Annotated in this window: 24 protein-coding genes; 21 read left to right on the top strand and 3 right to left on the bottom strand. The window is 68.9% G+C overall.

Annotated features, from left to right (window positions below; genetic code table 11):
- The first annotated feature begins 15 nt into the window (after positions 1–15).
- Positions 16–1,362 (top strand): histidine--tRNA ligase, encoded by a 1,347-nt coding sequence (hisS, locus tag FFF93_RS08975; RefSeq protein ID WP_138769216.1) that lies wholly within the window; start codon positions 16–18, stop codon positions 1,360–1,362.
- Between the two features lie 12 nt (positions 1,363–1,374).
- Here the strand turns inward: hisS and FFF93_RS08970 are convergent, their stop codons facing one another.
- Entirely contained in the window at positions 1,375–2,649 is a 1,275-nt protein-coding gene (locus tag FFF93_RS08970; RefSeq protein WP_138769217.1) for an APC family permease, read from the bottom strand.
- A 96-nt stretch (positions 2,650–2,745) separates the two neighbouring features.
- On the opposite strand from FFF93_RS08970, the gene aspS reads away from it, so the two are divergent.
- Together aspS and FFF93_RS08960 are read left to right on the top strand one after the other, a co-directional pair.
- Positions 2,746–4,527 (top strand): aspartate--tRNA ligase, encoded by a 1,782-nt coding sequence (aspS, locus tag FFF93_RS08965; RefSeq protein ID WP_138769218.1) that lies wholly within the window; start codon positions 2,746–2,748, stop codon positions 4,525–4,527.
- 130 nt (positions 4,528–4,657) lie between these two features.
- Positions 4,658–5,416: an N-acetyltransferase gene (locus FFF93_RS08960; RefSeq protein ID WP_138769219.1), complete on the top strand. Its 759-nt coding sequence runs from the start codon at positions 4,658–4,660 to the stop codon at positions 5,414–5,416.
- Between the two features lie 105 nt (positions 5,417–5,521).
- Here FFF93_RS08960 and FFF93_RS08955 read toward each other — a convergent pair whose 3' ends face one another.
- Positions 5,522–6,169, bottom strand: coding sequence for an acVLRF1 family peptidyl-tRNA hydrolase (locus FFF93_RS08955; RefSeq protein ID WP_138769220.1), 648 nt, complete (start codon positions 6,167–6,169; stop codon positions 5,522–5,524).
- A 78-nt stretch (positions 6,170–6,247) separates the two neighbouring features.
- Between FFF93_RS08955 and FFF93_RS08950 the strand changes: the two genes are divergently transcribed.
- The 14 genes from FFF93_RS08950 (at position 6,248) to nusB (ending at position 19,873) form a co-directional block, all read left to right on the top strand.
- Positions 6,248–7,681 carry a replication-associated recombination protein A gene (locus FFF93_RS08950; RefSeq protein ID WP_138769221.1) on the top strand — a complete coding sequence of 478 codons (1,434 nt, stop codon included), beginning with the start codon at positions 6,248–6,250 and terminating at the stop codon, positions 7,679–7,681.
- Between the two features lie 181 nt (positions 7,682–7,862).
- Positions 7,863–8,489: a 30S ribosomal protein S4 gene (gene rpsD / locus FFF93_RS08945; protein WP_138769222.1), complete on the top strand. Its 627-nt coding sequence runs from the start codon at positions 7,863–7,865 to the stop codon at positions 8,487–8,489.
- A gap of 147 nt (positions 8,490–8,636) precedes the next feature.
- Positions 8,637–9,011, top strand: a complete 375-nt coding sequence (locus tag FFF93_RS08940) for a DUF948 domain-containing protein (RefSeq protein ID WP_138769223.1) — start codon at positions 8,637–8,639, stop codon at positions 9,009–9,011.
- A 20-nt stretch (positions 9,012–9,031) separates the two neighbouring features.
- A complete protein-coding gene (locus FFF93_RS08935; protein WP_261375034.1) occupies positions 9,032–9,286 on the top strand; it encodes a DUF6167 family protein in 255 nt (84 codons plus the stop codon).
- Between the two features lie 147 nt (positions 9,287–9,433).
- Complete coding sequence (alaS, locus tag FFF93_RS08930) at positions 9,434–12,112, top strand: alanine--tRNA ligase (protein WP_138769224.1); 2,679 nt, start codon at positions 9,434–9,436, stop codon at positions 12,110–12,112.
- Positions 12,113–12,119: 7 nt separating this feature from the next.
- Positions 12,120–12,734, top strand: a complete 615-nt coding sequence (gene ruvX / locus FFF93_RS08925) for a Holliday junction resolvase RuvX (RefSeq protein WP_138769225.1) — start codon at positions 12,120–12,122, stop codon at positions 12,732–12,734.
- The gene (gene mltG / locus FFF93_RS08920; protein WP_138769226.1) at positions 12,715–14,394 is read left to right on the top strand and encodes an endolytic transglycosylase MltG; all 1,680 of its coding nucleotides are present in this window, start codon (positions 12,715–12,717) and stop codon (positions 14,392–14,394) included. Before ruvX ends, mltG begins: the two co-directional genes overlap by 20 nt.
- Positions 14,391–15,263, top strand: coding sequence for a shikimate dehydrogenase (locus FFF93_RS08915; RefSeq protein WP_138769227.1), 873 nt, complete (start codon positions 14,391–14,393; stop codon positions 15,261–15,263). The genes mltG and FFF93_RS08915 overlap by 4 nt, the downstream gene beginning before the upstream one ends.
- A gap of 26 nt (positions 15,264–15,289) precedes the next feature.
- Complete coding sequence (aroC, locus tag FFF93_RS08910) at positions 15,290–16,489, top strand: chorismate synthase (RefSeq protein WP_138769228.1); 1,200 nt, start codon at positions 15,290–15,292, stop codon at positions 16,487–16,489.
- A 59-nt stretch (positions 16,490–16,548) separates the two neighbouring features.
- Positions 16,549–17,148 (top strand): shikimate kinase, encoded by a 600-nt coding sequence (locus FFF93_RS08905; RefSeq protein WP_138770461.1) that lies wholly within the window; start codon positions 16,549–16,551, stop codon positions 17,146–17,148.
- A complete protein-coding gene (aroB, locus tag FFF93_RS08900) occupies positions 17,145–18,236 on the top strand; it encodes a 3-dehydroquinate synthase (protein WP_138769229.1) in 1,092 nt (363 codons plus the stop codon). The genes FFF93_RS08905 and aroB overlap by 4 nt, the downstream gene beginning before the upstream one ends.
- Positions 18,236–18,754, top strand: a complete 519-nt coding sequence (locus FFF93_RS08895) for a tetratricopeptide repeat protein (protein WP_138769230.1) — start codon at positions 18,236–18,238, stop codon at positions 18,752–18,754. Before aroB ends, FFF93_RS08895 begins: the two co-directional genes overlap by 1 nt.
- A gap of 145 nt (positions 18,755–18,899) precedes the next feature.
- A complete protein-coding gene (gene efp, locus FFF93_RS08890; protein ID WP_138769231.1) occupies positions 18,900–19,463 on the top strand; it encodes an elongation factor P in 564 nt (187 codons plus the stop codon).
- Positions 19,463–19,873 carry a transcription antitermination factor NusB gene (gene nusB, locus FFF93_RS08885; RefSeq protein ID WP_138769232.1) on the top strand — a complete coding sequence of 137 codons (411 nt, stop codon included), beginning with the start codon at positions 19,463–19,465 and terminating at the stop codon, positions 19,871–19,873. Before efp ends, nusB begins: the two co-directional genes overlap by 1 nt.
- Positions 19,874–19,986: 113 nt before the next feature.
- Here nusB and FFF93_RS08880 read toward each other — a convergent pair whose 3' ends face one another.
- Positions 19,987–21,276, bottom strand: coding sequence for a PrsW family intramembrane metalloprotease (locus tag FFF93_RS08880; RefSeq protein WP_138769233.1), 1,290 nt, complete (start codon positions 21,274–21,276; stop codon positions 19,987–19,989).
- Between the two features lie 168 nt (positions 21,277–21,444).
- On the opposite strand from FFF93_RS08880, the gene pyrR reads away from it, so the two are divergent.
- From pyrR to FFF93_RS08860, 4 genes are read left to right on the top strand one after another with little or no spacing between them, the layout of a single operon-like run.
- Entirely contained in the window at positions 21,445–22,053 is a 609-nt protein-coding gene (pyrR, locus tag FFF93_RS08875; RefSeq protein WP_138769234.1) for a bifunctional pyr operon transcriptional regulator/uracil phosphoribosyltransferase PyrR, read from the top strand.
- A complete protein-coding gene (locus FFF93_RS08870) occupies positions 22,050–23,057 on the top strand; it encodes an aspartate carbamoyltransferase catalytic subunit (protein WP_138769235.1) in 1,008 nt (335 codons plus the stop codon). Before pyrR ends, FFF93_RS08870 begins: the two co-directional genes overlap by 4 nt.
- Complete coding sequence (locus tag FFF93_RS08865; protein WP_138769236.1) at positions 23,057–24,427, top strand: dihydroorotase; 1,371 nt, start codon at positions 23,057–23,059, stop codon at positions 24,425–24,427. The genes FFF93_RS08870 and FFF93_RS08865 overlap by 1 nt, the downstream gene beginning before the upstream one ends.
- The gene (locus FFF93_RS08860; RefSeq protein WP_138769237.1) at positions 24,427–24,945 is read left to right on the top strand and encodes a hypothetical protein; all 519 of its coding nucleotides are present in this window, start codon (positions 24,427–24,429) and stop codon (positions 24,943–24,945) included. Before FFF93_RS08865 ends, FFF93_RS08860 begins: the two co-directional genes overlap by 1 nt.
- The last annotated feature ends 3 nt before the right edge of the window (positions 24,946–24,948 follow it).

Below are 24,948 nucleotides of genomic sequence, written 5' to 3'. Positions count from 1 at the left end.
GGAGAAAATTCCACCATGGCACGCACCGCCTCCCTGTCCGGATTCCCCGAGTGGCTTCCCGAGGAGCGGCTGGTGGAGCTGCATGTGCTGGACACCCTGCGGCGGACCTTTGAACTGCACGGCTTTTCCTCGATTGAGACACGCGCCGTGGAGACAGTCGGGCAGTTGCTTCGCAAAGGCGAAATCGACAAAGAGGTCTATGGACTAAGCCGGCTGCAGGACGACGAGGGCGCAGAGTCCCCGTCGCACAAAACAGACCCGCACGCCCTTGCCCTGCACTTCGACCTCACCGTGCCGTTCGCCCGCTACGTGGTGGAGAACGCCGGCTACCTGGCCTTTCCGTTCCGCCGCTACCAGATCCAGAAGGTCTGGCGCGGCGAGCGTCCGCAGGAGGGCCGCGCCCGCGAGTTCACCCAGGCGGACATCGACATCGTCGGCGACGGCGAGCTGCCGTTCCGCTACGACGTCGAAATCGCGCTGGTGATCGCCGAGGCCCTCAGCGCCCTGCCGATCCCGGACTTCCTGCTCCGGATCAACAACCGCAAGCTGGCCGAGGGCTTCTACAACGGCATCGGCCTGGGCGACACCGCCGGGGTGCTGCGCAGCATCGACAAGCTCGAAAAGATCGGCCCCGCCAAGGTGGCGGAACTGCTCAAGACCGAGCTCGGAGCCACCGAGGAACAGGCGCAGGCCGCGCTCAAGCTAGCCGCGATCCGCACCGGGGACACCTCGTTCGTGCAGCAGGTCCGTGCCCTCGGCGTGAGCAACGAGTTGCTGGAGGAAGGCCTGAACGAGCTGGAGCAAGTCATTGCCGCCGCCGTCCAGCGCGCCCCGGGCAAGGTGGTCGCCGACCTCAGCATCGCCCGCGGCCTGGACTACTACACCGGCACCGTGGTGGAAACCGTGCTCGTGGGCCACGAACAGCTCGGCTCGATCTGCTCCGGCGGCCGCTACGACGCGCTGGCCAGCAAGGGCAGCCGCAAGTTCCCCGGCGTCGGACTGTCGATCGGCGTGACCAGGCTGGTCTCCCGCATCCTCAGCCAGGAGCTGGCCAAGGCGTCCCGCACGGTGCCCACCGCCGTGCTGGTGGCCCTTAACAGCGATGACAGCTGGGGCGCAGCGCAGGATGTCGCCGCGCAGCTGCGCGCCCGCGGCATCTCCACCGAGGTCGCGGCGAAGGCCGAGAAATTCGGCAAGCAGATCAAGTTCGCGGACCGCCGCGGCATCCCCTTCGTCTGGTTCACCGACGACGACGGCAAGCACCAGGTCAAGGACATCCGCACCGGGGAGCAGGTCGACGCCGACCCGGCAACCTGGGCACCGGCCGAGGAAGACCTGCACGTCCGGGTCCTGAAGGCGTAGCCGCCGGCTCTCCTACCCCGCCGAGGCCCTCCTGCGCCGCAGCACAAGGAACCGGGCCGCGATCCCTGCCGCGAGCACGGCGGCCATGCCCAGCGCCGAGGCCGGCGGCAGGGTCACCGCCAGCAGCAGGCAACCGAGGAACCCCAGCACATTGAGCCAGCGCGGGGCATGCCACGGGCGCGAGCTCAGGGTGAAAGCGGCGGCATTCGTCACCGCGTAATAGACCAGGACGCCGAAACTGGAGAAGCCCACCACGGTCAGGACGTTGGTGGTCAGCAGCAGCACGATGACCGAGGCCGCGACGGTCAGTTCGGCCGTGATCGGAACGGTGTGCGCCCCGCCCACCCGGGCCAGCGGAGCGGGCAGGTCCCGTTCCCGGGCCATCGCCATCGCCGTCCGGCCCACGCCCGTAATCAGGGCCAGCAGGGCTCCGAGGCACGCTGCCGCCGCCCCGGCCTGGACCAGCGGAGCGCCGGCGCTGAGCCGTGAGCTGCTGACGGCGTCGAGCAGCGGCGCCGTCGAGCCGGCCAGTTGGGCCGCGGGAAGGTGCCACTGCAAGAGCACTGCGAGTCCCAGGTAGATCACGAAGGCCCCGCCGAGGGCGGCGAGGATGGCCCGGGGGATGGTGCGGCCGGGATCCTTGACCTCTTCGCCCAGCGTGGCGATCCGGGCGTACCCCGCAAAGGCGAAGAAGATCAGCCCGGCGGCCGGCAGCACGCCCCACACATTCTGGCCGTCGGCGGTCCCGGCCGCCGCCGCGTCGGCCGCCGGGTGAGGGCCAGTCAGCGCTGCCGCCGCCACGAACGCGATCGTGGCGAGCACCATGGCGAGCAGGACCTTGGTCAACAGCGCCGTGCGGGTAATGCCAAGCAGGTTCACTCCGGTCAGCACGACGACGGCGGCAACCGCCACCGGGGTGGCAAAGCCGGGCGCGAGGTAATGCCCGAAAGTGAGCGCCATCGCCGCGCAGGAAGCGGTCTTGCCCGTGACGAATCCCCAGCCGGCGATGAAGCCCGGCCATTCACCCAGCTGCCTGCGGCCATAGACGTAGGTCCCGCCGCTGGAGGGGTACTTGGCGGCCAACTGTGCCGACGCGACGGCGTTGCAGTAAGCCACCACGCCGGCCACGGCCACCGCGAGAGTCAGCAGCGGACCGGCCAGGGCCGCGGCCGGGGAGAACACCACGAACACTCCCGCGCCCAGCATCGAGCCCAGCCCGATCGCGGTGGAATCGACCACGCCAAGGCGGCGCTGCAGCTGTCCGGGCGGGGGCGGAGGCGTTGCCATGGCGGGTGGGGCCTTTCAAACGGGTAAACTCGAACGGGACCGTTCCCGTAGCGGTCCCATTTAACATCACCCTGTTTTCCTTCTGAAAGGCGAGCTGTGCTGCGCACCCACGACCTCGGATCCCTTCGCTCCGAGCACATTGGACAAACCGTAACCCTCGCCGGCTGGGTCGGCCGGCGTCGTGACCACGGTGGTGTCGCATTCGTGGACCTGCGCGACGCTTCGGGCGTCGCCCAGGTGGTCGTCCGCGAGGAGGAGGTCTTCCACGGCCTCCGTAACGAATTCGTGCTGCAGGTCATCGGCACCGTCGCCAAGCGCCCCGAAGGCAACGAGAACCCGGCGCTGGCCACAGGCGAGATCGAGGTCATGGCGGAGAAGGTCACCATCCTCAACACCTCCGATCCGCTGCCGTTCCAGATCGACGAGCACGTTGAAGTGGGCGAGGAAGCCCGTCTCAAGCACCGTTACCTGGACCTGCGCCGCCCGGGCCCGGCCCGCAACCTGCGCCTGCGCTCCGAGGCCAACCGGGTGGCCCGCGAACTGCTGCACCAGGACGGTTACGTTGAGATCGAGACGCCCACGCTGACGCGTTCGACGCCGGAAGGTGCCCGCGACTTCGTTGTCCCCGCCCGCCTGGCGCCGGGATCCTGGTACGCGCTCCCGCAGTCCCCGCAGCTGTTCAAGCAGCTCCTGCAGGTGGGCGGGTTCGAAAAGTACTACCAGATTGCCCGCTGCTACCGCGACGAGGACTTCCGCGCCGACCGCCAGCCGGAGTTCACCCAGCTCGACATCGAAGCCAGCTTCGTCGAGCAGGATGACATCATCACGCTCGGCGAAAGCATCGTGAAGGCGCTGTGGAAGCTGATCGACGTCGAGATCCCCACCCCGATCCAGCGCATTACCTACAACGACGCGATGGCCCGCTACGGCTCCGACAAGCCTGACCTGCGCTTCGGCCTGGAGCTCACCGAGCTGACCGAGTTCTTCAAGGACACCAACTTCGGCGTCTTCAAGGCGCCCTACGTCGGCGCCGTCGTTATGCCCGGCGGCGCCTCGCAGGCCCGCCGCGCGCTCGACGCCTGGCAGGAATGGGCCAAGCAGCGCGGCGCCAAGGGCCTGGCGTACGTCCTGTTCAAGGAAGACGGCGAACTTGCCGGCCCGGTGGCCAAGAACCTGACCGAGACCGAGCGGGCAGGCCTGGCCGACGCCGTCGGCGCCAAGCCCGGCGACTGCATCTTCTTTGCCGCCGGCGAGAAGACCCCGTCCCGAGCACTGCTTGGTGCGGCCCGCGTCGAGATCGGCCACCGCACCGGCCTGATCAACCCGAGCGACTGGGCCTTCTGCTGGGTCGTCGACGCACCGATGTTCGAACCGGCGGCAGCCGCCGTCGCGTCCGGCGACGTCGCCGTCGGCGGCGGCAAGTGGACGGCAGTGCACCACGCCTTCACCTCGCCCAAGCCCGAATTCATGGACAGCTTCGACACCGATCCGGAATCCGCGCTGGCGTACGCCTATGACATCGTGTGCAACGGCAACGAAATCGGCGGCGGCTCCATCCGTATCCACCAGGGTGACATCCAGGAGCGCGTCTTCAAGGTCATGGGCCTCTCACATGAGGACGCCCAGGAAAAGTTCGGCTTCCTGCTCGAGGGCTTCAAGTTCGGCGCGCCCCCGCACGGCGGCATCGCGTTCGGCTGGGACCGCGTGGTTTCGCTGCTCGCCGGCGTCGACTCGATCCGCGACGTCATCGCGTTCCCGAAGTCCGGCGGCGGCTATGACCCGCTGACCCAGGCGCCCGCGCCGATCACGGCCCAGCAGCGCAAGGAAGCCGGCGTCGACTTCAAGCCACAGGACAAGAAGGACGACGGCACCAAGTAGCCGGACGTGCTCCGCAGCAAAGGCTCTCCGGCATTCCGGGGGGCCTTTGCTGTCGGCTGGAAACTCACGATCAGTGGCAGGAAGGGACACCCAGTTGGAACCGCCATCCGGACCCGCGTTGGAGGCGCTAATGGACGCGGCGTGGCCCGCCGCCGACCGGGAGGAGACCGGCGGCTGGTTGCTCCGCGCCGCTTCGGGCGTGACACAGCGAGCCAACTCGGTGTGGCCCCGCAAACCGGGAGCCGGCGCCCACGCACAGCTAGCTGCGCTCCGGGCTGCCCGGCTCTGGTACCGGGCGCGCCGCCTGCCGCTGATCTTCCAGGTTTTCGACCACCCGCGCTACGCGCCGCTCAACGCCGTACTCGACGCCGAGGGGTTCACCCGCCAGTCCGAAACCCTGGTCCTGGTCCGGGACGGCGTTGCCCCTGCCGCGCGGGCCGACCGGGGTGTCGAGATTTCAACGGAGCCCTCGGGCGAATGGCTGCGGCTCTGGTGGAGCGTTGATGGCCGCGGCGACGACGCCGCCCTGGAGGTGGCCAGCGGCATCCTCACGGACTGCCCCTCGGTGTACGCCCTCGTGCGGGACGACGACGGGAACCCGGCCGCCGTCGGACGGCTTGCCCTGCCCGTCGCGGAACCTGGCAGCCCACGGTGGGGTGGTCTCTACTGCATGGCGACCCGTCCCGACGCGCGCCGGCGGGGCTACGGCACCCGGGTGCTGAACGCATTGCTGGGCGAGGGGACACGCCTGGGCCTGGCCGGCTACTGGCTGCTCGTGACGGCGGCCAACACCGGGGCTCAGGAACTCTACGACCGGGCCGGCTTCGAGGAAGCGGGCCGGTACCTGTACCGGCAGGAACGGCCCAAGCGGCACCTGACCGGCTGCTGACTGCGGATCCCTCGGGCCGTTTCGACGGTTCCCTGCGCCCTAGACGTTCACCCGCATCGACCGGGCACGGAACCGTCTAAATGGCGCGAGCGAGGGGGCCGGATCCTATGCCGGGGGATCGGTGACAACGATCCGCACCGCACAGGCGTCGGCGGCGGCCTTTTTCAAAACCGACGCCCGCGGGTCCGGGACGTCCAGGAACGGAAGCCGCACCAGAGCCGTGTAGCCCTTCAGCACGGGTTCGGCGAGGACCTGTTCGGCCAGGGTGCGGTCACCGCCGGGCACGAGGTATTCGACGCCGAGGTCGGCAAAGATCCGGGCGGCGTGTCCGGCCACGGCCTCCACCAGGGCGTCCGCCTGGTTGGCGCGACGCCGGGCGAAGCGCTGCTGGGACCAGCCGCCGGCCGCCGTGCGGGACTGCACGTGCCGCGTTCCGGTCTTGGCCGCGAGGACCCGGCCCTCGGCCACCACCGCGACCGAGTACCCGCCGCGGCGCACCAGGACCAGGCCGAGCCGCCGCGGCTGGGCGGCCAGGGACGCCAGCCGGGCTACGGAGTCCTCGCCGCGGCCAGGACGCCCGCCGTCCGGCCAGGGCGGCAGCAGCAGGGCAGTGGCGCCGTCGGCCGCCAGCAGCCGCAGGCCGCCGACGTCCGGCACCTCGTGCAGTTCCCCGTGGCTGGCGCCGAACCGTTCCACCCAGCCCGGCAGGCGGTCGCAGGAGACAAACGCCACACGGGTGTCGGGGCTGGCCATGGCGCGGATCTCCGTTGTGAGGCGTTGGGGGATTGCCGCCGTGTCAGGGCGGCCGGGAACTAGAAGTAGCCTATCTATGTGGATGATCTCTTTGGCGCAGGGCAGGACAACGCGTCCGCAAACGACGACGGCGACGCCGAAGAGCCGGGCGTCGGCAGCTCTCCGGGCGGCACCGCGGCACGTTCCGCGCCGCGCAGTCCGCTCGCCGTCCGGATGCGGCCGCGCAGCCTGGACGACGTCGTGGGCCAGCAGCACCTCCTCGGCCAGGGTTCGCCGCTGCGGCAGCTCGCGGCCGGCAGCGATGCCACCGGGCCGGCCGGGCCGAGCTCCCTGATTCTCTGGGGACCTCCCGGCACCGGCAAGACCACCCTCGCGCATGTCATCGCCAAGGGCCCGGGCCGCAAGTTCGTCGAGCTCTCCGCCATCACCGCCGGGGTGAAAGACGTCCGGCGTGTGATGGACGAGGCCCTCACCGCACGCGACCTGTACAAGACCACGACCGTGCTGTTCCTGGACGAGATCCACCGCTTCAACAAGGCCCAGCAGGACGCGCTGCTGCCCGGCGTCGAGAACCGATGGGTGGTCCTGGTCGCGGCCACCACGGAAAACCCCTCCTTCTCGGTCGTCTCCCCGCTGCTGTCCCGCTCGCTGCTGCTGACGCTGAAGCCGCTGACCGACGCCGACGTCGAAGGGCTGCTGCGGCGGGCCGCGACGGATCCGCGCGGCCTGGGCGGCAAGGTGGAGCTGGGCGACGAGGCCCTGGCCCACCTGGTCCGGCTCTCCGGCGGAGACGCGCGCCGTGCCCTGACGGCACTGGAGGCCGCGGCCGGCGTCGCGTTCGGGGACGCGGACGACGGGCCCGCCGGGGAAACTCCCGTCACGATCGAACTCAAGCACACCGAACGCGCCCTCGACGTCGCCTCGGTGCGCTACGACCGCGCCGGGGACCAGCACTACGACGTCGCCAGCGCGTTCATCAAATCCATCCGCGGATCCGACGTCGACGCCGCGCTGCACTATCTGGCCCGGATGTTGGAGGCGGGGGAGGACCCCCGGTTCGTGGCCCGCCGGATCGTGATCTCCGCGGCGGAGGACGTCGGCATGGCCGACCCCACGGCACTGCAGACCGCGGTCGCCGCGGCCCAGGCCGTGCAGCTGATCGGCATGCCGGAGGGGCGCATCATCCTGGCCGAGGCCGTCGTCCACCTTGCCACCGCACCCAAGTCCAACGCCGCGTACATGGGGATAAACCAGGCGATCGCCGACGTCCGCGCCGGCCTCGGCAACGGTATCCCGGCGCACCTGCGCGACGCCCACTATCCCGGGTCCAAGCAGTTGGGGCACGGCAAGGGCTACAAGTACGCGCACGACGCGCCCCACTCCGTGGCCACCCAGCAGTACCCGCCGGACGACCTCGTGGGCCGCAACTACTACGAACCCACCGGCAACGGCGCCGAACGCGATATCTCGACCCGGCTGGAACGGCTGCGGAAGATCATCCGGGGCAAGTGATCCTCTGGTAGGATGGATCGTTGTCTGGCAAGGCACGGACGCACAATCCACCAGTTTTCGGCAGTTCCTGCTGATGTGAGGGGTTTGCCCTGTGCCCAGTAGCAAAAGGCAGCGGTTGGCCGATGCTCTCCATCGTGGAGGCCAGTAACACTGACACACCGCAGATATTGGAAGGACACAAGTGGCTAACAACACTCGTGCTCGCCGTACCGCACGCCTCTCGCGTGCACTCGGCATCGCTCTGACCCCCAAGGCCGCCAAGTACATGGAGCGCCGCCCGTACGGCCCCGGTGAGCATGGCCGTGCCCGCAAGAAGCAGGACTCCGACTACGCCGTACGTCTGCGCGAAAAGCAGCGTCTGCGCGCCCAGTACGGCATCCGCGAAGCCCAGATGACCCGTGCCTTCGAAGAAGCACGCCGCACCAAGGGCCTGACCGGTGAAAACCTGATCGAACTGCTCGAAATGCGTCTCGACGCCCTCGTGCTGCGTGCCGGCTTCGCCCGCACCATCGCCCAGGCCCGCCAGCTGGTTGTGCACCGCCACATCCTCGTTGACGGCATCCGCGTTGACCGCCCGTCTTTCCGCGTCAGTGAGGGCCAGCTGGTCCACGTCCACAGCCGCAGCGAGACCATGCCTCCGTTCCAGGTGGCAGCAGCCGGTGCGCACCGCGACGTCCTGCCGATGGTTCCGGCCTACCTGGACGTCAAGCTCGACGCCCTGCAGGCACGCCTGGTCCGTCGCCCCAAGCGCTCCGAAATCCCCGTGACCTGCGAAGAGCAGCTCGTCGTGGAATTCTACGCACGCTAGATCCAGCGCGACACCTTACAAAGAAGCCCGTGGCAAGCGCCGCGGGCTTCTTTGTATGTAAGGTACTTGGGGGAGTTCTCCGTGTGCCGCGCCCGGCGGCCGGAGGACCATGCAGGAATCCACGTAGTTTCAAGGAGATGAACGTCTATGTCTGGTGGCGATATTGCCGGCCTGATCGCGGCCGGTGTGTTTGCACTGCTGGTCCTGCTGCTCGCCGTGCCCATCCTCAAGCTCGGCGGAGTGTTCGACGAGGTGCGCAGCAGCATCCGCTCGATCAGCGACGGCGCCACCCCGCTCATGGATGAAGTCACCGCCACCGTCTCCACCACCAACCAGCAGCTGAAGAAGGTCGACGGGATCGCGTCCAACGTCTCCGACGCTTCGGCCAACATCTCGGCGCTCTCCTCGCTCGTCGCCGCGACTGTCGGCTCCCCGCTGATCAAGGTCGCCGCGTTCAGCTACGGTGTGCGGTCCGCCTTCTCCGCCCGCAAAAAGCCCGCCACCGGCCGCCGCAGCCGCTGAGCACCCTGACAGGAACTGACATGAACAGAATCATCTGGATGGGCATCGGCGTCGCGATCGGCGTTATCGCATTCCGCAAGCTCACCGAAGCGCAGTCCACGCTCGGCCCCGAAGGCCTGAACCGGGCCGTCGGCCGGCTCGCCGACGGCGTCTACGACTTCGCCGACGCCGTCCGCGTCGGCATGCGGGAGCGGGAGACTGAACTCCGCTCCGCCCTCGGCATCGACACTGACGTCGAGACGGGCGTCGCCGGCCGGGATGTCGTCCGGCGCTAGCCGGGGGACAATTGAGGAGAAGGCGGTGCCCATGACGGCCCGCCCACGGCCGCAGGCCGGAACCAGACCGTTCCGCGGAGACGCGCGAGTGAACATAAGCACCGTGAACATCAACACAGTGGATATTGAAGGGTAAGAAACCAGGTTATGAAGTCGCAGGAGATCACCAAGCGCTGGATCGACTTTTTCGTCAGCAAGGGCCACACGGCGGTTCCCTCCGCCTCCCTGGTCTCCAGCGACCCGTCCCTGCTGTTCACCGTGGCCGGCATGGTGCCCTTCATCCCGTACCTGACCGCGCGTGAGGAGGCCCCGTACACCAGGGCCACCAGCGTGCAGAAGTGCATCCGCACCGGCGACATCGAGGAAGTCGGCAAGACCGCCCGGCACGGCACGTTCTTCCAGATGTGCGGCAACTTCTCCTTTGGCGATTACTTCAAGGAAGACGCCATCAAGTTTGCCTGGGAACTGCTCACCACCAGCGTCGACGACGGCGGCTACGGCCTGCCGCCCGAGCGGCTCTGGGTCACCGTCTACGAAGAGGACGACGAGGCCAAAGAACTCTGGCTGAAGAACACCGGCGTCCCGGCCGAGCGGATCCAGCGGATGGGCAAGGCGGACAACTACTGGTCCACCGGCCAGCCGGGTCCCGCCGGACCCTGCTCCGAGATCTACTACGACCGCGGGCCCGCGTACGGCATTGAGGGCGGCCCGCTGGCCGACGAGACCCGGTACATCGAAATCTGGAACCTCGTGTTCATGCAGTACCAGATCGACAACGTCCGCTCCAAGGTGGATTTCGACATCACCGGGGAACTGCCGAAGAAGAACATCGACACCGGCCTCGGCATGGAACGCCTCGCGATGATCCTGCAGGGCGTCGAGAACATGTACGAGACTGACCAGGTCCGCCCCGTGATCGACAAGGCCGCCGCGCTCACCGGCAAGGAGTACACCTCCGCCGAGACGCCCGAGGACCCGCACCACACGGACGACGTGCGCATGCGCGTCGTGGCCGACCACATCCGCTCGGCCCTGATGCTGATCGCCGACGGCGTCACCCCCTCCAACGAGGGCCGCGGCTACGTGCTGCGCCGCCTGATCCGCCGTGCCGTGCGCTCCATGCGCCTGCTCGGCGTCGAGAAGGCCTGCCTGCCCGAGCTGCTGCCTGCCTCCCGTGACGCCATGAAGGGCGTCTACCCGGTGGTGGAGACCGATTTCGACCGGATCAGCCGGATTGCCTACGCCGAAGAGAAGGCGTTCCTGCGCACCATCGCCTCCGGCACCGCCCGCCTCGAGGACGCCGTCAAGGAATCAAAGGCCGCCGGGCAGCCGCTTTCCGGCGCCGATGCCTTCGCCCTGCATGACACCTACGGCTTCCCGATCGACCTCACGCTGGAAATGGCCGAGGAGGCCGGGCTCAAGGTCGACGAGCCCGAGTTCCGCAAACTCATGCTGGAACAGCGCCAGCGCGCGCAGGCCGATGCCAAGGGCAAGAAGGGCGCACACGCGGACCTCAGTGCCTTCCAGGAGCTGCTGGCCGCGGGTGAGACGGTCTTCACCGGCTACACCGAGCTCGCCGGCGAGTCCAAGGTCCGCGGCATCCTGGCCGGCGGCCGGAAGGTCTCCCAGGCGTCCACCGGCGAGGAAATCGAACTCGTCCTCGCCGAGACCCCGTTCTACGCCGAGGCCGGCGGCCAGGCGGCAGACACTGGCCTGATCACCGGTGACGGCTTCGTCGTCGAGGTCCTGGACGTCCAGCGCCCCATCAAGGGACTGAGCGTGCACAAGGCCATCGTCCGCGAAGGCGAAATCGGCGCGGACTCGCTGGTTTTGGCGGCCGTGGACCGGGAACGCCGGCACGCCGCCGAGCAGGCGCACACCGGCACGCACATCGTGCACGCCGCCCTGCACCAGATCCTCGGCCCGGAAGCCCTGCAGCGCGGTTCCTTCAACAAGGCCGGCTACCTCCGCTTCGACTTCGCCTGGGGCGAGGGCCTCAGCGCCGCGACCCGCTCCGAAATCGAAGAAGTCTCCAACATCGCCATCCGGAATAACTTCCAGGTGGAGACCAAGGTGATGGGCCTCGCCGAAGCCAAGGCCCTCGGCGCCATGGCACTGTTCGGCGAGAACTACGGCAACGAGGTCCGCGTCGTCGAGATCGACGGCGCGTGGTCGCGCGAACTCTGCGGCGGCACGCACGTGTCCAACACCTCACTGATCGGCAGCCTGTCCCTGCTCGGCGAGCAGTCCGTCGGGTCGGGAAACCGCCGCGTCGAGGCCTTCGTCGGCATGGACGCGTTCCGCCACCTCGCCGCCGAGCGGGCCCTCGTGACCGAACTCACCGAGATGCTCAAGGTTCCCTCCGGCCTGCTCACCGAGCGGATCGCCGGCACCCTGGCGAAGCTCAAGGCGACCGAGAAGGAGCTTGAGCGGCTGCGCAAGGAACAGCTCACCGCCGCAGCCGCCCAGCTGGTGGGCACGGCCAAGGACGCTGCCGGCGTCAAGGTCATCGCCCACGACGCCGGTGCGGTCAGTGGCGCCGATGACCTCCGCGGCCTCGCCCTGGACCTGCGGACCCGGCTCGGCTCGGAGGCCGCCGCCGTGGCGGTGGCCGGCGTCAGCAATGACCGTCCCGTCATCCTGATCGCCACCAACGAGGCCGCCCGCGCCGCGGGGGTTAAGGCCGGCGCCCTGGTCCGCCTCGCAGCTGGCATCCTCGGCGGCGGCGGCGGCGGCAAGGACGACGTCGCCCAGGGCGGCGGCACGGACGCCTCCAAGGTCGGCGCGGCCCTCGCGGCTGTCGTGGACGCCATCACCAAGCGCTAGCCCACGAATGACTGACTCTGCCGTTCCCGGCGCCTACCCCCAGGGTGTGAAACTTGGGGTAGACGTCGGCACCGTGCGGGTGGGCGTCGCGGTCTGTGACCGGGACGGCATCCTCGCCACACCGCTGCGGACGCTGGACCGCAACGCGAAGAAAAACACCGATGTGGCGATCCTCGCGAAGCTGGCCGTCGAGCTGGGCGCAGTGGAGATTTTTGTCGGCCTGCCGCGCACGATGAAAGGCGAGGAGCACGCTTCCGCACGAATGGCCACCGAGTATGCCAAGCTACTGATCGGTAAACTATTCGAGGCCGGATCCGAGGTGCCAGTGAGGTTGGTTGACGAGCGGCTGAGCTCCGTGACAGCCCACCGCAACCTGCACCAAGCTGGCATGAGCAGCAGGGACCACCGTAAAGTAGTGGATCAGGTTGCGGCAGCAGGTATCCTGCAGCATGCGATCGATATGCAAAAGGCCAGGGGAACGGATGTAGGTAGCCGCGTCAGCGCGGACCTCCCTCCGGGGCCGACCGGAAGCGGCGACCGAGCCGCCCCGGCAGTAAACACGCATTCTGCACAACGCATTCTGCACAAAACGGAAGGCTACAGTGAGCCCGGTCAACAATGACAACTCCTCTGGTGTTGCCAACAGCGGAGCCGGCCGTCCGCTGACGCGCAAGGAAATCAGGGCGCAGGAAAAGTCCCTGGCCACTCAGGGCCACGACGTCATCCCGCCCCAGGCTTTCGAGACCGGCCGCGAAGCGCCCGAGGCGCAGGCTTCCCCGGCTCACGACGGGGCCCGCGAAACCGCCGCCGGCCCTGAACTGCCGGAGGCCGCGCCGACGGTCCACGAACCGGTGCACGAGGAACCCCTCCACGAAGAGCCCGTTCGCCAGCCGGTTTACCAGGAACCCGTGCCCGTGCCCGTGCCCGCCCACGAGGAGCCGGCCCACCAGGCCGCCGAGGAGCCTGTCCACGAGGAGCCTGTCCACCACGAGCCCGCGCACGAGGAGCTCGTCCATGAGTATTCCGGCGGCATGTCCCGCGAAGAAACTCTGCGCCGCGCCGACGAACTGCAGTACGGCTACGATTCCCACCACCCGGCGGACTACGCCCCGGCCTACGCTGCGCACCCCGACGACGAGGGCCACCACGCGTACGACGACGACGACGCCGACCACACACTGCTGGCCGGAGCCGCGTCCATCCCCACCGCCAAGGGTCCGTCCAAGAAGGTCCGCCGGCGCCGCCGCTTCCTCGCCCTGGTCCTGACCCTGACCATCTTTGTGGTCGCGATCGTCGTCGGTGCCCAGTTCATCAAGCCCCTGCTCGGCGGCGACACCGTTGCCGACTACCCGGGCCCGGGCACCGGCGAAGTGACCATCACTATTCCGGCGGGTGCCGGCCCCAAGTCCGTCGCCGCCGACCTGCAGTCCAAGAAGGTCATTGCCAACTCGGATTCCTTCATCAAGCAGTTCGCCGCCTCCGGCGGGGCGCTAAGCCCCGGCACGTTCACGATGCGCAAGGAAATGAGCAACGCGGACGCCGTGGCCGCCCTGCTGAACAAGGACCAGGGCAAGGTCATGTACTTCGCGCTGAGCGCCGGCATGCGCATCGGCGAATCACTGCAGGCAATTTCGGAAGGCACCGGGGTTTCGGTGTCGGAACTGAAGGCGCTCAGCGATTCGCCGGCCCAGTTCGGCGTTCCCGCCAAGGCCAAGAACCTCGAAGGCTTCCTGTTCCCCGGTGAGTACCGTTTCCCGGTCGGGACCACCGCCAAGGACGTGCTGACGAAGCTCGTTGGAAGCACGCTCGACGAGCTCAAGTCCCAGGGGGTCACCGATCCCGCCAAGCAGTACGACGTCGTCACGGTGGCCAGCATCGTTCAGGCCGAGGGCGGCCAGGCCGAATACGGGGACGTGGCCGGTGCCATCTACAACCGGCTCAAGCCCAACAACACCGAGACGAACGGCCTGATCCAGTCCGACGCCACGGTGACCTACGGGCTGGGAATCCGGAGCTTCCACATTGACGAGAAGCAAAAGGCGGACAAGTCCAACCCGTACAACACCTACGCCAACGTCGGCTTGCCGGCGGGCCCCATCGGCTCGCCGGGCAAGACGGCCATCGACGCTGCCGCCAAGCCCAAGACCAACGACTACCTCTACTGGGTGACCATCAACCTGGACACCAAGGAGACGAAGTTCGCGAAGACCCTGGCGGAGCACAACGTCAATGTGGCAAAGTACAACGCCTGGTGCGACGCCAACCCCAACCGCTGCGTATGACCCTGCGGGCTGCCGTCCTCGGCCATCCCATCAGCCACTCGAAGTCCCCGGCCCTGCACCGTGCCGCCTATGCCGTGCTCGGCGCCGATCTGGCGTATGAGGCCATCGACGTGACCGTCGACGCGCTCCCCGACTTTATGGCCGGGGTGCGCGGGGATGGGCGCTGGCGCGGGCTGTCCGTGACCATGCCGCTCAAGAGTGCGATGGCCGCCGAGGTGGATGAGATCCGCGGCGTGGCCCGCCAACTGGGCGTCATCAACACCGTGGCCTTCGAAGCCGGCCCGGCCACCGCCCGGCTGATCGGCTACAACACCGACGTCGCCGGGATCGTAAACGCCCTCCGCTACGCCGGAGTGCCTGCGGAGCCGTCCGCTGCGATCCTCGGCGGCGGCGGAACGGCGGCGGCCGCCGTGGCCGCCCTGAAGGAACTCGGCGCCCCGTCCGCGGCGGTTTTCGTCCGGGACGTCGGCCGCGCCGCCGAAGCGCGGGCAGCGGCCGCCGCCGTCGGACTGGCCGTGGAGGTGTTGCCGCTGGCCGCTGCCGGGCCGGTGCTGGCGGCCGCCGACGTCGTGGTCAGTACCTTCCCGCCCCGTGCCGCGGACCCGCTGGCAGCGGAGCTCGCCGTAACACTCGTCCCTAAAAGCGGCACGGCCGGCAGGGTGCTCCTGGATGTCGCCTACGATCCGTGGCCCAGCCGGATCGCGGCGGCCTGGACGGAAGCGGGCGGCAGAGTGGTGCCGGGCCTCGAGATGCTGCTCTACCAGGCGGTCGAGCAGGTGCGCCTCTTCACCGGCTTCGCAGGCCCCCTCCCGGCCGAAGTCATAGATGTGATGTGTGACGCAGTCGGGGCGCCCCGACGGGTGTTCTAAGTGCCATGCATGGCAGGATGGATCGTATGTTGCGTTGGTTGACTGCCGGAGAATCCCATGGCCCGGCCCTGGTCGGAATTATCGAAGGCGTCCCCGCCGGTGTTGAGCTCACCAGCACCCGGATCGTCGAGGCGCTGGCCCGCCGGCGGCTCGGCTACGGCCGCGGTGCCCGGATGAAGTTCGAACAAGACGTTGTCACGGTGCTCGGCGGCGTCCGCCACGGGCTGACCCAGGGCGGTCCCGTCGCCATCCAGGTCGGAAACACCGAATGGCCCAAGTGGGAGCAGATCATGTCTGCCGACCCGGTGGCCCCCGAGGTCCTCGCCGACCAGGCCCGCAACGCTCCGCTCACCCGGCCGCGCCCGGGCCACGCCGACTTCACCGGCATGCAGAAGTACGGCTTCGACGAGGCCAGGCCGGTGCTGGAGCGCGCCAGCGCCCGCGAAACCGCAACCCGCGTCGCCCTCGGGGCCGTCGCCGCCGCCTTCCTCGAGCAGCTCGGCATCAAACTGGTCTCCCACACGGTCTCCATCGCCAGCGTGTCCGTCCCGGAAGGCCGGCCGTTGCCGGTACCGGACAACGTGCTGGCCCTCGACGCCGACCCGCTGCGCTGCTTCGACCGCGAAACCTCCGACGCCATGGTCGCCGAGGTGGACGTGGCCCACAAGGAAGGCGAAACCCTCGGCGGGGTCGTCGAAGTCCTCGCCTACGGGCTGCCCCCGGGACTGGGCAGCTACGTCCACTGGGACCGGCGCCTCGACTCGCGCCTGGCCGCAGCCCTGATGGGCATCCAGGCGATCAAGGGCGTCGAAGTCGGGGACGGCTTCCTCACCGCCGCGCGCCGCGGCTCCGCCGCCCACGACGAAATCGTCAAGGACGCGGACGGCCGGATCATCCGCACGTCCAACCGCGCCGGCGGGATCGAGGGCGGCATGAGCATCGGCGACGTGCTCCGCGTCCGCGCTGCCATGAAGCCCATCGCGACGGTGCCGCGTGCCCTCAAGACCGTTGACGTCAGCACCGGGGAGGCCGCCAAGGCCCACCACCAGCGCTCGGATGTCTGTGCGGTACCGGCCGCCGGCGTCGTGGCCGAGGCCATGGTGGCCCTGGTCCTCGCCGAGGCCGTCACGGAAAAGTTCGGCGGCGACTCCGTGCAGGAGACCGCCCGCAATATCAAGGGTTACCTGGACAACATTCCGGCTTCCCTGGACTCGATCGGGCACTAGTGCCACCGCACAAAAACATCCGTAAGCCACAGAACCGTCCGGTCGTGCTGATCGGCCCGATGGCGGTCGGCAAGTCCGCGATCGGGCAGCAACTGGCCCAGCACCTCGGCGCCCGCTTCGTGGACACCGACGCCGACGTCGTGGCCCAGCACGGGACCATCGCGGAGATTTTCGCCGGCCGGGGGGAGTGTGCCTTCCGCGAGCTGGAGGCCCGCGCCGTTGCGCACGCCATCGAGGAGGCGGTCGGCAGCAACGCCGCAGGCACCAACGCCGCAGGCACCCACGCCGCAGGCACCCACGCCGCAGGCACCAACACCGTCATCTCCCTTGGCGGCGGTGCGGTGCTGGATTCGGGAACCCAGCAGCTGCTCGCCGGCTGCACCGTGGTCTACCTCGAATGCGATGCCGACACCGTCTCCGAACGGATCGCCCGGAACTCCGGGCGCCCGCTCCTGGCCGGGGATGCGATGGAGCGCTGGCGCGCGCTGTTCGCCACCCGCCAGCCGATCTACGAACGGCTCGCCGACCTGGTACTCGACGTCCGGAGCGGTTCCGTCCCGGACCTCGCGCACCGGCTTGAAGATGCGCTGGAGCAGCTCGCTGCCGCACACGCCGCACCCGCTCCCGCCCCAGCAGCGACAAAGGAAGTTGAAAAGTGAACAACGAATCAACCGTCATCAAAGTCACCGGGCAGACCCCGGGGGAGAACTACGACGTCGTCGTCGGCCGCGGGCTGCTGGCCGGGCTTCCCGGGCTGCTGGGCGAGCGCGTCAAGCGCGTCCTGGTCATCCACCCGCGCGCGCTGCGGCTCACCGGCGACGCGGTCCGGGAAGAACTGTCCACCGCCGGCTTCACGGCACTGACGGCCGAAATCCCCGACGCCGAAGAGGGCAAGCACATCGAGGTGGCCTCGTTCTGCTGGCAGGTGCTGGGCCAGAACGATTTCACCCGCTCCGACGCGATCGTCGCCGTCGGCGGGGGAGCGGTGACCGACCTCGCCGGCTTCGTCGCCGCGACCTGGCTGCGCGGCGTCAAGGTCATCCACATGCCCACGAGCCTGCTCGGCATGGTGGACGCCGCCGTCGGCGGCAAGACCGGCATCAACACCGCCGAGGGCAAAAACCTCGTGGGCGTCTTCCACCCGCCGGCCGGCGTCCTCGCGGACCTGGACACACTGGACACGCTGCCGAAGAACGAAATGATCTCCGGCATGGCCGAGGTCATCAAATGCGGTTTCATCGCGGACCCGGCCATCCTCGAGCTCATCGAGAAGGACCCCGCCGCCGTGTCCGATCCCCGCTCGGACACCCTGCGGGAATTGATCGAACGCGCCATCGCGGTCAAGGCCCGGGTGGTCTCCGAGGACCTGAAGGAAACCGGGCAGCGGGAGATCCTCAACTACGGCCACACCCTGGGCCACGCGATCGAACTCGCCGAACGCTACTCCTGGCGCCACGGCGCCGCCGTCTCGGTGGGCATGATGTTCGCCGCCGAACTGGCCCGCAGCGTGGGCCGGCTCAGCGACGCCGACGCCGACCGGCACCGGGACATCCTGGAAAGCCTCGGCCTGCCCATCAGCTACCGCCGCGACCGCTGGCAGGCCCTGCTGGACGGCATGCGGCGGGACAAGAAGTCCCGCGGCGACCTGCTGCGCTTCGTGGTCCTCGACGGCGTCGGGCGCCCGGGCATCCTGGACGTCCCGGACACCTCGCTATTGTTCGCGGCCTACCAGGAGATCGCGTCCTGATGGTCAGCGACAGCGCCGGCACCAGCGAGTGGCCCGACGGCGGGTTCCCCGGCATCCGGATCAACCCGAAGACCCTCATGCCGCAACTCGTCAATGAGGAGGCCTGCGCCGCCGCGCTGGCCGCCTCCACCGACCCCACCGACCGGATCTTCGTGCGCCTCGTGGAGGGGCACCCGGGGGAGGCCGCCGAACTGCTGGCCGAGGCCCGGTACAAGGACCCCGACTCTTTCCGGCTGCGGATGTTCGAGGCCGAGGTCCTGCGCGTATCGCACCGCTTCGACCGCGCCGTCGAACTCTACCGCCAGCTCCTCGCCGAGGCGCAGGGCACTCCGGAGGAGGCAACCGTCCGGCAGCACCTGGGCCGCTCGCACTTCGCCGCCGGCAACATTGCCGCCGCCGTCGAATCCTTCGCCAAGGCGCTGGACCTGCGCGTGGCGGGCGCCGCGGACGCGTCGCTGATCTACTCGTCGACGGTGGCGCTGCAGCGCGCCCGGGACGTGCTGGACCTGGCCTGCTAGCGGCCCGTACGGCAGCGGTCCGGCAAAACCGGTAGAATAGGTCTTGGATTTTTGATAAATACGCGCTGGCAGGCCCGATCGGCAAGCCTGCCTGGCATAAGCGGCTGGCAGCTAGAACCAGTCCACGAGGAAACCTGAGGATACTGTGGCAACGACTAACGACATCAAGAACGGAACCGTGCTGAAGCTTGAGGGCCAGCTCTGGAACATCATCGAGTTCCAGCACGTCAAGCCCGGCAAGGGTGGCGCGTTCGTGCGGACCAAGATGCGCAACGTGATGTCCGGCAAGGTCGTCGACAAGACCTTCAACGCCGGACTCAAGATCGAGACCGCCACTGTTGACCGCCGCGACTACCAGTACCTGTACCAGGACGGCGCCGACTACGTGTTCATGGACACTTCGGACTTCGACCAGCTCACCGTGCCCGCCGCCACCGTCGGCGACGCCACCAACTTCATGCTCGAGAACCAGATGGTGAACATCGCCATCCACGAGGGCAACCCGCTCTACATCGAACTGCCGCCGAGCGTCGTGCTGGAAATCACCTACACCGAACCGGGCCTGCAGGGCGACCGCTCCTCGGCCGGAACCAAGCCCGCCACGCTCGAGACCGGCTACGAGATCCAGGTGCCGCTGTTCGTCGAGAACAACACCAAGGTCAAGGTCGACACCCGCGACGGCAGCTACCTTGGCCGGGTCAACGACTAGTGAGCGCACGCGGTAAGGCCCGTAACCGGGCCCTGGATGTTCTCTTCGAAGCGGAGCAGCGATCCACTTCGGCATTCGATGTGCTGCGTTCCCGTCGCGAACAGACGGACCAGATCATCAACCCGTACACCCTGGAAATCGTCGAGGGAGTCGTGTCCCACCAGACGGCCATCGACGAGTTCCTGGAAACCTACTCGCAGGGCTGGTCGCTCGAGCGGATGCCGTCGGTGGACCGCATCATCCTGCGGATCGGCACCTGGGAACTGCTCTACAACGACGACGTCCCGGACGGCGTGGCGGTGAGCGAGGCCGTAGCACTGGCCAAGACGCTCTCGACGGACGAGTCGCCGCAGTTCATCAACGGCCTGCTGGGCCGCCTGCAGCAGCTCAAGCCGTCGCTGCTGGCCTGACAACCGGCTGGCTGCACAAACCACAGCCAAGGGCCGGTGCCCGCCTCACGGCGGACACCGGCCCTTTGCGTTTCCGCCCTCACATTCCGTCCGGCGCGGCCGCGCGAAGGTCCTCAGCGCAGCACAGCGTCGCGCAGGGCGCGGATCTCCGCGAGCTGCTGCTGCTCATCGAGTTGGTGCGCCGGAACGTCCCGGCCGCTGAGGATCCGCTGGCGGATGAAGGCCAGCCGGGTGGCGGCGTGCAGGAACGCCTTCATCTGCTGGGCCCGGCCTATCGACCTGGCCCAGCGCCGTGCCGAGCGGCGCCCCGCAGGGGTTGCCAGCATGGTCACCTCCGGTCCGGTGAACCAGCCGGCCGCGGCGTACTCCTGGAGCCGTTGACGGGTCAGCCGGCGCTCTGCGACGCGCAACAGGACTACCACCAGCACCGCGAGCAGGAAGATCGGCACCTGGACCAGGAGGTACTGCGCGAAGAAATCCTGACCCATGGAGTTCCAGCCGCTGTGCAGGAGCATGGCCGGGACCAGCCCCACCGGAAACGCGACGAGGGTCAGCCCGAAGTGCCAGCGGCGAGCGGCCAGGCCCAGGATGAGGCCGGTGCTCCCGGTGAAGATGGCGTGCGCGAAGGGCGACATCACACCGCGGAGGAAAAAGACGACGGCCAGATCGGTGCCCGGGGTGCTGGACCCCGCGATGGCCCGGCCGAAATACAGGATGTTCTCTGTGAAGGCGAAACCGCCGGCAATGGTAAATGCGAAAACGACGCCGTCAACCGGCCCGTCGAACTGCTTGCGGGCGAAGACCAGCAGCAGTAACAGCCCGAGCGATTTCGCGAACTCCTCGACCACCGGCGCCTGGACGGTGACGGCGAAAGTCCGGTAATCCAGTCCGGACGCCGGGCCCGCGGCGAGCGAGAAGACCGGCTGGATCAGCATCGTCACGGCAACCGAGACGAGCGCGCCCCAGGCGAAGGCGAAGAGCAGCAGCCGTTTCGGCTCGGGTTCCCAGCGGTCGATGTAGCGGACGGCCAGCAGGACCGAGCCGAGCGGCAGCAGCGAGGCGACGAACCCCACCACGAAGCCGCCGGGCCCGGTGTTCTCCAGCAGATAGGGCAGCACCAGGAACAGGCTCACGAAGGCGAGCAGGCCGCCCCCCAGCACCAACGCCGCCACCCCGGCCGAGGCGCGTGCCCGCGGCGCGGTGGCCGCCGGCGGCAGCACCGGCTGCGCCCGCGTGAAACCGTCCGGCCGGTTGCCCGGGGGCAGCTGCAACGGTGCGTGGCCGGGGCCGGGCGCCGGCCGATAGTGCTGCGGCTGGACCTGGCCGAGCCAGCTGGGGTTTGCCTGCTGCGGGGACCGGACGTCCGGGTCCCGCCGGCCCGGCGGGGGTTCGAAGCTCGTCATGGCACGAGCCTATGGGCCCCGCGCCGGCCGGCCCAAGACGCGGGGCCGCGGATGTGACGCACGCCGCCCCGTCCGAGGCCGGACGGCGGCTGCCCGTGTGGTAATTTGAAAGAGCAAATGATCCTTTTTTAATTCCGTCCCGTGAGGCGGGGAAAGGGGAGACGAGCGTTGACTTCTGTTCCAGAAGCACCGGTTCCGGCCAAGGTCCAGCTCAGCAGGGTTGTCCTCAACCAGGCTGACATCGACCGTGCACTCACTCGTATCGCCCATGAGATTCTTGAGTCCAACAAGGGCTCCCAGGACCTGGTCCTGCTGGGCATCCCGCGCCGGGGTTACCCGCTCGCCGTGCGTCTGGCCGCCAAGATCGCCGCCGCAGATCCCAGCGTGGACCCGGCCGCCATCGTGGGCCAGCTGGATGTCACCATGTTCCGCGACGACCTCTCGCACCAGCCCACCAGGCCGCCGTACCCCACCCAGTTGCCCCGCACCGGAATCGACAACAAAGTCGTGGTGCTGATCGACGACGTCCTGTACTCCGGCCGCACCATCCGCGCCGCGCTGGACGCGATCATCGACCTTGGACGGCCTCGCATCGTCCGGCTCGCCGTCCTGATCGACCGCGGCCACCGGGAGCTGCCGATCCGCGCAGACCACGTCGGCAAGAACCTCCCCACCTCCTCCGCGGAGAAGGTACGGGTCCGGCTCGAGGAAACCGATTCCGCGGCCGGGGCCGACGGGGCCGCCGTGGACGAGGTCGTCATCGAGGCCACCGCATGAGGCACCTGCTCTCCACCGAGGACCTCAGCCGCGCCAACGCCATCCGCATCCTCGACACCGCCGAAGAGATGGCTGCCGTGGGGGAGCGCGAGGTCAAGAAGCTCCCGGCACTGCGCGGCCGGACCGTGGTGAACCTGTTTTTCGAGGACTCCACCCGCACCCGCATCTCCTTCGAGGCGGCCGCCAAGCGGCTCTCGGCGGACGTCATCAACTTCGCCGCCAAGGGATCCTCCGTCTCGAAGGGCGAATCGCTCAAGGACACGGCCCAGACGCTCGCCGCGATGGGTGCCGACGCCGTCGTCATCCGGCACTGGGCCTCCGGCGCCCCGCACCGGCTGGCGGCCACCGACTGGATCGACGCCGCCGTGATCAACGCCGGCGACGGCACCCACGAGCACCCCACCCAGGCCCTGCTGGACGCGTTCACCATGCGGCGGCACTGGTCCAAACTCGCCGGCACCCCGTCTGCCGGGGCGGACCTGACGGGCATGCGCGTCGCGATCGCCGGGGACGTCTTGCACTCCCGCGTGGCCCGCTCCAACGTCTGGCTGCTCCGGACCCTGGGCGCGGAAGTGACCCTCGTGGCACCGCCCACCCTGCTGCCCGTCGGCGTCGAACAGTGGCCCTGCACCGTCAGCTACGACCTGGACGAGACCCTCGCCGGCGGCGTGGACGCGATGATGATGCTCCGCGTGCAGGGCGAGCGGATGAACGCCTCGTTCTTCCCGACCACCCGCGAGTACTCGCGGCGCTGGGGCTTCGACGACAACCGGCTCCGGGCCCTCGACAGCCTGGGGCTCAAGGACACCATCATCATGCACCCCGGCCCGATGAACCGCGGGCTGGAAATTTCCTCGGCCGCCGCCGACTCGCCCCGCTCCACCGTGCTGGCCCAGGTGCGCAACGGCGTGTCCGTCCGGATGGCCGCCCTTTACCTGCTGCTCTCCGGTGACACCCGCGAACCAGCAACCTCCACCGCCGCCTACTCCAAGGAGAGCCACTGATGGCATCACAGCAACAGGACCAAGGCAGCACCGGCGCCTACCTCATCCGGGGCGCCGCCATCCTCGGCGGAGCACCCGAGGACCTGCTGATCCGCGACGGCGTCATCGCGGCCCGCGGGCAGGACCTCGACGCGGACGGGGCCACCGTCATTGAGGCCGCCGGCCTCGTGGCCCTGCCGGGCATGGTGGACATCCACACCCACCTGCGCGAACCCGGCCGCGAAGACGCCGAGACGGTCGAGACCGGCACCCGCGCCGCGGCGCTGGGCGGCTACACCGCGGTGCACGCGATGGCCAACAGCACCCCGGTGGCGGACACCGCCGGCGTCGTCGAGCAGGTACTCACCCTCGGCCGCACGGCCGGCTGGGTGGACGTCCGCCCGGTGGGCGCCGTCACCGTCGGCCTGGCCGGCGAGCAGCTCGCCGAACTCGGCGCCATGGCCGACTCCCGCGCCCGGGTCCGGGTCTTCTCCGACGACGGCATCTGCGTCAGCGACCCCGTGCTGATGCGCCGTGCCCTCGAATACGTCAAGGCGTTCGACGGCGTCGTCGCCCAGCACGCGCAGGAACCCCGGCTCACCGCCGGCGCGCAAATGAACGAGGGCGTGGTCTCCGCCGTGCTCGGGCTCACCGGCTGGCCCGCCGTCGCCGAGGAAAGCATCATCGCCCGCGACGTCCTGCTGGCCCAGCACGTCGGATCCCGGCTGCACGTCTGCCATGTCTCCACCGCGGGCTCCGTGGAAATCGTGCGCTGGGCCAAGTCGCGAGGCATCAACGTCACTGCGGAGGTCACGCCGCACCACCTCTGGCTGACCGACGAACTGGTCCGCAGCTACGACCCGGTCTACAAAGTCAACCCGCCGCTGCGCACCGACGAGGACGTCCAGGCCCTGCGTGCCGCGCTGGCGGACGGCACCATCGACGTCGTCGGCACCGACCACGCCCCGCACCCCAGCGAGCACAAGGAATGCGAATGGGCGCAGGCGGCGATGGGCATGACCGGGCTGGAAACCGCGCTCTCCGTGGTGCAGCACACCATGATCGAGACCGGGCTGATGGGCTGGGCGGACTTCGCCCGCGTGACCTCCACCACGCCCGCCGCGATCGGCCGGCTGGAGGACCAGGGCAGGCCGCTGGAGGCCGGCGAGCCCGCCAACGTCACACTCGTGGACCCGGCTGCGCGCTGGACGGTGGACCCTTCTAAGATGGCAACCATGGGCCGTAACTCTCCGTTTGCCGGCCGGGAACTCCCGGGCAAGGTGGTGGCCACCTTCTTCAAGGGACATCCCACGGTCCTGAACGGCGAACTCAACACGCCGTACCGGTACCCGGCAGAGACCACCGACACCGTGGCAGCGGGCCGCCCCTGATGGTCAAGGAACTCTCCCTCCTGTTCACGCTGCTCCTGATCGGCGTCGCGCTGGTCCTGATCTGGCTCGGCTGGCGGAACCGGCTCCGGCGCCAGGCCGACGTCGAACCCTTGCCCGCGGTTCCCGCCGGGCTGGGCGAGGCGCTGGCCGCCGCCGACGGCCAGTACGTGGCCACCACCACCGCCGGCGACTGGCTGGACCGGATCGCCGTCCACCAGCTCGGCCTGCGCACCAACGCCGGGCTCAGCGTCCACCCCGAAGGCGTGCTCTTCGACCGTTCCGGGGCCGGCCCGGTCTTCATTCCCGCCGGCCGGCTCACCGGAGTCCGGCAGGAAAGCGGCATGGCCGGGAAGTTCGTCGAAAAAGACGGGCTCCTGGTGCTCAGCTGGATGCTCGGCGCCAAGGAGCTGGACACCGGCTTCCGGACCCGGCGAGCCGAGGACAAAGCCCTGCTCCTGGGCGCCCTCCAAGATTTGATCTCCGCAGCCCCTCAGGCAGAAGCCGATAGTGGAAAGTAACGA

Origin of the sequence: Arthrobacter sp. KBS0702, from assembly GCF_005937985.2 — a bacterium.
GTDB lineage: Bacteria > Actinomycetota > Actinomycetes > Actinomycetales > Micrococcaceae > Arthrobacter.
Note: the sequence above shows the minus strand (reverse complement) of the source record. Positions and strands in the feature narration are given on the sequence as shown.